Raw genomic sequence first — 7,350 nt, forward strand, 5'->3', positions numbered from 1 at the left:
GGGGTGGTCAGATTTGTCCCGGGGCGAGGTAACCGATATCCAAAGCGGGGATACGGAAAAAATACGCGGATGTTTTTGATTATTACTGATGAATATCCGGGATGAACGATTTGTCCGTCGCTACTAATCCAGTCGCAAAAATTCACGGTGAGCCGCTGTCGGAACTGCCTCTAGACCTCTACATTCCGCCGGATGCGCTGGAAGTATTTCTCGATACATTCCAGGGACCTCTTGATTTGCTGCTCTATCTTATCCGCAAGCACAACCTGGATGTGCTGGATATCCCCATGGCGGAACTCACCCGGCAATATATGGCCTACATCGAGATGATGCGCGCCAATAAACTGGAGTTGGCGGCGGAATACCTGCTGATGGCCGCAGTATTGATTGAAATCAAGTCTCGCATGCTGCTTCCGAAGCCTGTTGCCAGAGATGAGGAAGACGGGGATCCGCGCGCTGAACTGGTGCGGCGCCTGCTGGAATACGAACAGATGAAATCCGCGGCGGAGCGGCTCAATGAAATGCCTCAGGCCGAGCGCGATTTCTCGCTGGCGCGGGTATGGATTGATCAGGTGGAGGTCGCGCGCTTGCCTGAAGTCAGTGTGGACGATCTTCGTAACGCGTGGCTTATATTGATGGCGAACGCTCAGGCAAGTCGCCGGCATCATATCACTCGAGAGGAGCTTTCCGTCCGGGCGCATATGAGCCGCATCCTGCGCCAGTTGCAGGGTCACCACTTCGTGGAGTTCAAGGAGTTATTCAGTGCGGAGGCGGGCGTGGCGGAGCTAGTGGTAACGTTTCTGGCATTGCTGGAACTCGTCAGGGAAAATCAGGTGGAAGTCAGCCAGCCTCGTACGTTCGGGATTATATATGTCAGGCCAATCGGTTTCCTTACCGCCATCTAACTCTCCGGGTTCATCCAGCCCCGCGGAGATCAAACGGGTCCTGGAAACGGCGTTGCTCACTACGCCGGACCCTCTGCCTTTATCGGAGCTCAAAAAACTATTCAACGATGAACTGAGTACGGAGGTTTTACGACGGTTGCTCGAAGAATTGCGCGACGACTGGGGGGAAAAAGGAGTGGAGCTGGTAAGTATCGCTGGTGGCTGGCGCTTCCATGCCAGGCCTGAAATGCAAAAGTTTCTTGACCGGCTTAATCCGCAGAAACCGCCGCGCTACTCCCGGGCTGTTCTCGAGACACTTGCCATCATCGCTTATCGCCAACCGGTGACGCGGGGTGACATTGAGGAAATACGCGGCGTTGCGGTTTCCAGCCCTGTGTTGAAGGCTTTGGAATCACGGGGCTGGATAGCGGCCATCGGGCATCGAGACGTGCCAGGTAGACCAGCCTTGTATGCCACAACAGCGAATTTCCTTGATGATCTGAATCTTCGTTCCCTGGAAGAGCTACCCCCGCTGGAAGAACTGGGATCACTGATCGAACCAGATGAAGTCAGGGAACTGTTGCCTGCTCCAGAGAAGGCAGCACCACTTTTGCGAGCATCTCGCACGACCGACCGGGAATAAGACTCCAGCCACTTCTATTCCCGGATTTTTCGTTAAGTACTTGAATACTTGAATCACTCAATGCACATGATCGCCTGGCGGCGGGAGGATTTCCTCTTCCCGGTTGAGTTGGGCGATCTGCCGGATCAGCATCTCGGTATTGGCCCAGCCTGACCCATCGCCGCCGCCATCGGCCTCCGGGATCCAGCGGGCGCGCAGATAGCCGAAGCGATCCACCAGGAATTCCATGTGCGGGGGCAGGGTTCCCGCCCCCAGAAGATCGGGCTTGCCCAGGGTGCGGCGGAACAGCTTGTAGCTCTGCACGATCTCATCGGCCCCCTGGGTCACCACCGGGAAGGGCACTTGTGCCGTGATCTGTGCGAATTCCTCTGCACTGGGGTCATCCTCCGGCACAGCCAGCAATACGGTATTGGCCGCCTTCAGCTGCGCATGCAGCTGCTCCAGCTGCTGCAGCCGTTCGCGCGACTGCGGCCACGAGAACAGCACCAGCAGCACATTCTTCTGCCCGCGGAAGTCCTTCAGGGTGCCACTTGAGCCATCCTGCGCGGCATAGGAGAAGTTGGGCGGGCCCATGGAGGGCTGGGGCTGTTCGGGTTTGACGGTGGGGCTCATCAGGCGCGCCTGGTAGCCGCGGGACATGGCATGCAGGAAGTTGACCACATCCCAGCGGTCCTCTTCCGAGAGCTTGTCGCCGAATGAGGGCATGCCGGTGTCGGCAATGCCGAAGGTCAGCCAGTGGAAGAAGTCGCCCGCGGTATGCTTGGCGGTATGCGGTTCGGTGAGCATGTCCACCGGCGGCTTGGCAAAGCTCTTGGCCATGACGCCATCGCCCTTGCCCTGGAGACCGTGACAGGCCACGCAGTTCTCGGCGAAGTGGGCCGAGCCGTTGGCAATGGAAATGGTGTCAAACGGCACCGGCGTCTTGCGGTAGGTCTCGGGATAGGCGTCCACCGCCAGCGGCGGCAGGCCTACGCCCACGGCCACCAGCGCAAGCAGCACCGGCAGGCCGATGCGCCGCTTTTTGTCCCAGTGCTTGATGCGCCCGTAGGCGGTGGCGCCGATGGCGATGAACAGCAGCGCAAGACCGCTCCAGACGCGCGTCATCACGGTGGGATCGCCCCAGGTGGCGGCCAGCGAGAAACGGAAGGGATAGGGCCAGTTCTGGATGATGGCGTGCTTGGCCGGGACGGTATTGGCCACCACCGTGGCCAGGAGCACGATGCCCAGCGCCAGCACGAATTCGAAGCTGACCCATTTGCGCAACCGCCGCCCGCCCGCCATGGCCAGGCTGGAATCGCGCTGGGCGAAGAGCGGCAGCCAGGTGGAACGCGCGCGCGAGGCGATGACGAGCACCACCGCAAGCAGGCCGATCTTGGCGTCGAGCAGCCAGCCGTAGTTGGTGGACACGAGCGCCCCATAGCTGCTGTCGACCATGCGGTAGGTAATGATGAGGCCGGTGGCCACCACCATCAGCATGACCGGCAGGGCCATGGCGGAGAAGCGCTTCAAGGCCAGGGTGTCGGCCTGGATCGCGTCCTGGCGGGACTGGAACACGGCATGGATGCGCTCGAGGGCTTCGCTGTGGCGGTGGGGGCGTCCCGGGGTCTGGCCTTGGCCGTGGGACTGGGGGGCAGGCTCTTCTTCGGTGCAGGCAAAACATACCACCAGGAAGGCCGGCAATGCGCCAAACCAGACGCTGGCCATGATGATATGCAGGGCGTAGGGCAGGATCGATATCACCGACAGGTCTTCAGCCGCGGCGTGACTCGCGAGCGAACCGACGGTCAAGGTCATGGCGGCTACGGTGGCGCACAATACATATTGCCAGCGCGCCGGGGCGGAGAAGCGGATATAGAGGGCAATGGCTGCGACCAGGACGGCGCAGGCGGCGCGTCCCACCCATATCTGCCCCATGCGGGTATTCTGCATGAGGGCAAGCCAGGCCTGCGGCCGCCAGGCGTTCTCGTCCACGCCCGTGGCCTGCGCGGTGGTGGTGGCGAGTATGCCCAGCAAGCCGGTGAGGAGGATCAGTGCAAGCCAGGGCAGCGCCCGCTCCAGACGGGTCACCCAGGGGGAGTGGATGGAGCCGGCAATCGCCAGGAACACGCAACCGCCGACCAGGATCATGTTGGACGCAAGCTGTAACCAGCGCAGGAGCGTCGCGATGACCTCGATCATTTTGCCGCTGCTTTGCTCTTTACCGTGAAGTCGTAGGACGAGTCAACCACGTGGCCGTCCACCGACAGCACCCGGAATTTGACCGTGTACTTGCCAGGTTCCAGTTCCGGCAAGGACAGCACGATGGCCTTGGGGTCGTCAGTTGCAATATGGGGCTTGGCTTCGGTAACCGGCGCCTTGGCCGGATCGAGTACGGCCAGCGAAGCATAGTCCTTCTCGACTTCTTCGTTGAACCACAGCCGCACTTGCGCAGGCGTCTGGGTGAGTTGCGCCCGGCGCGCCGGTTCCGCCTTCACCAGCATGGCGTGCGCGAGCGCGGGGGTGCTGTGCAGGCCGGCCGCAGCCGCCATGATCAGGATACTGCCCGCCATGACCCGCTTTGCGGCGGAAACCATCGATGCTTGCATTTTATTCTCCTTTTTCATGACTGCGCCGCCGCAGGGAGCGTTATTCCCGGCCGGCACAGGTTATTTCATTGGACTCTATTGCTGCCGTATGGTTCAGGCATCGCCCCGGCGGCAGCCACCGCCGGCCGGGATGACTTCAGGTGGCGTTCAGGTCGCGCCCACTTTCTCGGATTTGCGCCCGCGCAGGAAGAATACCAGGGCGCCCACCACGATCGCGGCCAGGGCGACCAGCAGGTAGGGCGAGGTGCCTTTGGGTTCGCCTACCGAGAAGGGAAAGCGCGAAACATACTTCTCTTTGTCGGTTACGGTCACCAGCCCCACGAACTTGCCCGGCTCGGCAAACTGGTATTCAAAGTTGATGGAGCCGTTGGGGTAGACCTTGGCCGGGATATGCAGGATGGTGATTTCCTCCAGGTTCGCTTCGTTGCCGGCCTGATCCCCTGCGCCGGTATCGCGGATGATGCGCACTTCGGTGGGCAGGGGCGCAGCGCTTCTTCGATGTAGTCGAGTGCGACCACGGTGCGGCCGGTGGCCGGGATGTCTTCGCAGAATTCCTTTTCCTGGGTGCTGTCCGGCTGGTAGCCGGTGAAGTGCATGGTGTAGGGCCCGATCGTGAGTTTGCATACGTCATCGGCCAGGGATAAGCCGCCATGGGCCTGTACCTGCGCGGAGAAGGGAATGCCGATGGCAAGCATCAGGCCGATGAGGGCAGGTTTGAGAGATTGTAAGGACATTATCAATATCACCTATAAGAAATGATGAGTCGTCGATCCGCCAGGCGGATCCGGTAGCTGCCTGTGCGCGCTTTTTTTTCGCCCGCCCGGGTTGGCCCGGCTGACCCGGGTAGCCGGGCCTACTGGCGGCGCGAGGCGCGCCAGCGCTCCATGCGCTTGGATTTCATGAGCTTGTATCCCAACAGGGTCAGCAGCAGCAGGCCGATCAGGGGCCTACCGCGGTGCGAAAGATGTTCGCGTAGTTGATCATCTGTACCCGCAGGGGATACTGGTAGCGCAGCGGGGGCAGCCCTTCGGCGGTAATGATGACAGTATACAGCCCCTGGTCCAGGCTGGTCTCGCCCTTGATGACGCCATCGGGATGGTAGCTCGGACGCAGGTAGCTCACGGTCTCGTCTTCGGTTCACTGGTGCCCCGTACCACGCGCATGCCGATGGGCATGCCGCGCAGGGCTTCGTCGACGAGGTCGACCACCAGGTAGGTGTCGCCTCCCTTGGGGATTTCGCTGCAGTATTGGGCGCTCGGCTCATGTTGCGGCTGGTAGGCGCTGAAATGCACCATGTTCTCGCCGATGCGGCGCACGCAGCTGTCTTCTTCCAGCGATTCCTTGCCGTGTGCCGTCACTGCCCCGGCGTAGAGCCGCGTTATCAGGAGGAGGGCGGCAATACTTGCCTGATTGAGTCGCCTGACCAGGAACAGGTCCTTGTCTTGCCTATTCACGATGTTCACTGAGTATTACGTTGTGTCCTGTCCGCGCCCGGTGCTGCGGGCGGAATGAGTGCCGGTTTGACTTGCGTTAAAAAACACCGATCCACCTTTCCGTCTGGACGGTGGCGGACCGGTGTCATGCCTTTGACAAGCCGCCCGGTGTTCGTCGAACCCGGGCAGCGTCTCTTTTGCCTAGAGCTTGGTAAAGACCGGTATGACTGCGCCGGCTATGCTGTTGATGTTGCGATCGCCAGCATCGTTCCAGGTCATGAGCAATCCGCCAAAGCGGCTTTCCGGGTCACCCAGGAGCGCCATCAGCCGTTGGACTTCCCACAGCGCATCTTTCGCTTCCATCTTGACTTCGCGCGTCTCACCCGGTTGAATCGGGGTGTCGTTGTCAAATGACAGGCCGGTCGCCACCAGTTCCTTCGGATAGCCGCGGTCCATGTGCTTCAGGCCACCTTGTTGATGAAGCGCACGCCGGCCGTGGTGAATTCGCCAATGCGGTACGCGCTGTCGCCGCTGTTGGTGATCATCATGGTCACGCGCAGGGCACGGCCCGGTACGTCATAGTTGGCGTGGGTCACTTTGATGGCGATGGGGTTGGGTTTCACCGGCAACGGCTGCACCTTGGATTCACCCGCCTGGATGGCACGGTGTAGGGATGCTTGGTTTCGGTGTAGCGGTAGCCGCCCCAGACCAGGCCAAAGGTGAGTATCAGCACTACCAGGCAACCTTCTTGTCCATCGGATCGAGCAGCAGGTCATCCCCGTAGGCCAGCAGTACGCGGCTGCGCGGCAGGAACATGGGCCGGGCAACGTAGTAGCCAATCCAGAAGATGCCAAGTCCCATCCACGCGCGTGCCAGAAGATGCCGTTGCTGAAGTTGAAGGTCTCGGTATCAATGGTCTCGCCGGTCAGCAGTTTCACCGGGTTGGTGAAGTCATCCCAGCTGCCGGTGATGTTCATCCAGGCGGCAGGGCCTGCAATCGGGCCTGCATCCTTGATGTTGACCATGGCGTGCATGTGGTGGCGTCCCGGTATGCGCGCTTTGAGCTTGACTTCAAAGGCGTAGTCGCGGCCAATCTCGAGCGGGCCCGAGATCATGGTCGCTCGCCGTTGAGTTTGGTGCTCAGGCGCACGAACACCGGGCTTGGGCTGCCGACGTTGAAGAGGCGCGTCCCGGTTTGCCAACGCCCGCGGCCAGTCCTCAGCCAGGTGGAATTTGCCGGACATGCTGGCAAGATCGTTGACCTTGGTGGTCTCGGGACCCCATTTCATGTCGTACCACTGGATGGTACGCATGCGCAGGAAGGGTTCCTGCGAGCGCTCACCGTGTGCCGCGGCAGGCGTGATGTCCAGTCCCAGGGTCATGGCCAGGGTGGCCATGCCGTACAGGCCCAGCACCCCAGCTTGCCTAGTGTGCCCAATTTGCCGAGCTTGCCCAGTTTGATCAGGTCTTTGCGTTCATTTATTTGATCCCTCTGGAAAGCCTTCTTCGCCAAATGCGGTAACGTCGTTCTTCATGGTGACGCGGCCGCGGTGGCCTTTCACGTAGAAGAATGCCGTACAGTAGAGTTTGCCAAAGTACCACCAGATGCAGAACATGAGCATGGAGATGAACGCGGCAAAGATGCGGCAATGACGGTGGTGTGACCTCCGAACGTGCGCAGCGAGCCTTGTTCGATGTTGCGGACATACTCAGGCGTGCCGGTACGGACATACAGGAAGCCCGTGTAGTCGGCCACCGACAGCAGTACGCCTTCCACTACCAGCGGCAGGTGGGTCGGGCCAAAA

The 7,350-nt window shown here is 60.7% G+C and carries 10 protein-coding genes and 1 pseudogene; 2 read left to right on the plus strand and 9 right to left on the minus strand.

Going from position 1 to position 7,350, the window contains the following annotated elements; genetic code table 11:
- Window positions 1-101 precede the first annotated feature (101 nt).
- Window positions 102-905: a ScpA family protein gene (locus tag CRO05_RS14910; protein WP_097067870.1), complete on the plus strand. Its 804-nt coding sequence runs from the start codon at window positions 102-104 to the stop codon at window positions 903-905.
- Window positions 871-1,527 (plus strand): SMC-Scp complex subunit ScpB, encoded by a 657-nt coding sequence (gene scpB, locus CRO05_RS14915; protein WP_097067871.1) that lies wholly within the window; start codon window positions 871-873, stop codon window positions 1,525-1,527. The genes CRO05_RS14910 and scpB overlap by 35 nt, the downstream gene beginning before the upstream one ends.
- A gap of 57 nt (window positions 1,528-1,584) precedes the next feature.
- Here the strand turns inward: scpB and CRO05_RS14920 are convergent, their stop codons facing one another.
- The 9 genes and pseudogenes from CRO05_RS14920 to CRO05_RS14945 form a co-directional block, all read right to left on the minus strand.
- Window positions 1,585-3,705, minus strand: coding sequence for a CopD family protein (locus tag CRO05_RS14920; RefSeq protein WP_097067872.1), 2,121 nt, complete (start codon window positions 3,703-3,705; stop codon window positions 1,585-1,587).
- Window positions 3,702-4,130, minus strand: a complete 429-nt coding sequence (locus CRO05_RS14925) for a copper resistance CopC family protein (protein WP_235001221.1) — start codon at window positions 4,128-4,130, stop codon at window positions 3,702-3,704. Before CRO05_RS14925 ends, CRO05_RS14920 begins: the two co-directional genes overlap by 4 nt.
- Window positions 4,131-4,259: 129 nt before the next feature.
- On the minus strand, window positions 4,260-4,580 hold the full coding sequence (locus CRO05_RS15960) for a hypothetical protein (RefSeq protein ID WP_235001465.1): 321 nt from the start codon (window positions 4,578-4,580) through the stop codon (window positions 4,260-4,262).
- 471 nt (window positions 4,581-5,051) lie between these two features.
- Window positions 5,052-5,234, minus strand: coding sequence for a hypothetical protein (locus CRO05_RS16195; RefSeq protein ID WP_339389752.1), 183 nt, complete (start codon window positions 5,232-5,234; stop codon window positions 5,052-5,054).
- Window positions 5,231-5,575 carry a hypothetical protein gene (locus CRO05_RS16200; protein ID WP_339389753.1) on the minus strand — a complete coding sequence of 115 codons (345 nt, stop codon included), beginning with the start codon at window positions 5,573-5,575 and terminating at the stop codon, window positions 5,231-5,233. Before CRO05_RS16200 ends, CRO05_RS16195 begins: the two co-directional genes overlap by 4 nt.
- A gap of 171 nt (window positions 5,576-5,746) precedes the next feature.
- Complete coding sequence (locus tag CRO05_RS16065; protein ID WP_255405931.1) at window positions 5,747-6,001, minus strand: methane monooxygenase/ammonia monooxygenase subunit B; 255 nt, start codon at window positions 5,999-6,001, stop codon at window positions 5,747-5,749.
- A gap of 5 nt (window positions 6,002-6,006) precedes the next feature.
- Window positions 6,007-6,321 carry a methane monooxygenase/ammonia monooxygenase subunit B gene (locus tag CRO05_RS16205; RefSeq protein WP_339389768.1) on the minus strand — a complete coding sequence of 105 codons (315 nt, stop codon included), beginning with the start codon at window positions 6,319-6,321 and terminating at the stop codon, window positions 6,007-6,009.
- Window positions 6,278-6,942: pseudogene (locus CRO05_RS16210) on the minus strand (methane monooxygenase/ammonia monooxygenase subunit B). Before CRO05_RS16210 ends, CRO05_RS16205 begins: the two are co-directional and overlap by 44 nt.
- A 161-nt stretch (window positions 6,943-7,103) precedes the next feature.
- Window positions 7,104-7,350: methane monooxygenase/ammonia monooxygenase subunit A (locus tag CRO05_RS14945; RefSeq protein ID WP_304528819.1), on the minus strand; the 247-nt coding region annotated here is incomplete at its 5' end.

The organism is Nitrosovibrio sp. Nv4, from assembly GCF_900215485.1.
Lineage (GTDB): Bacteria > Pseudomonadota > Gammaproteobacteria > Burkholderiales > Nitrosomonadaceae > Nitrosospira.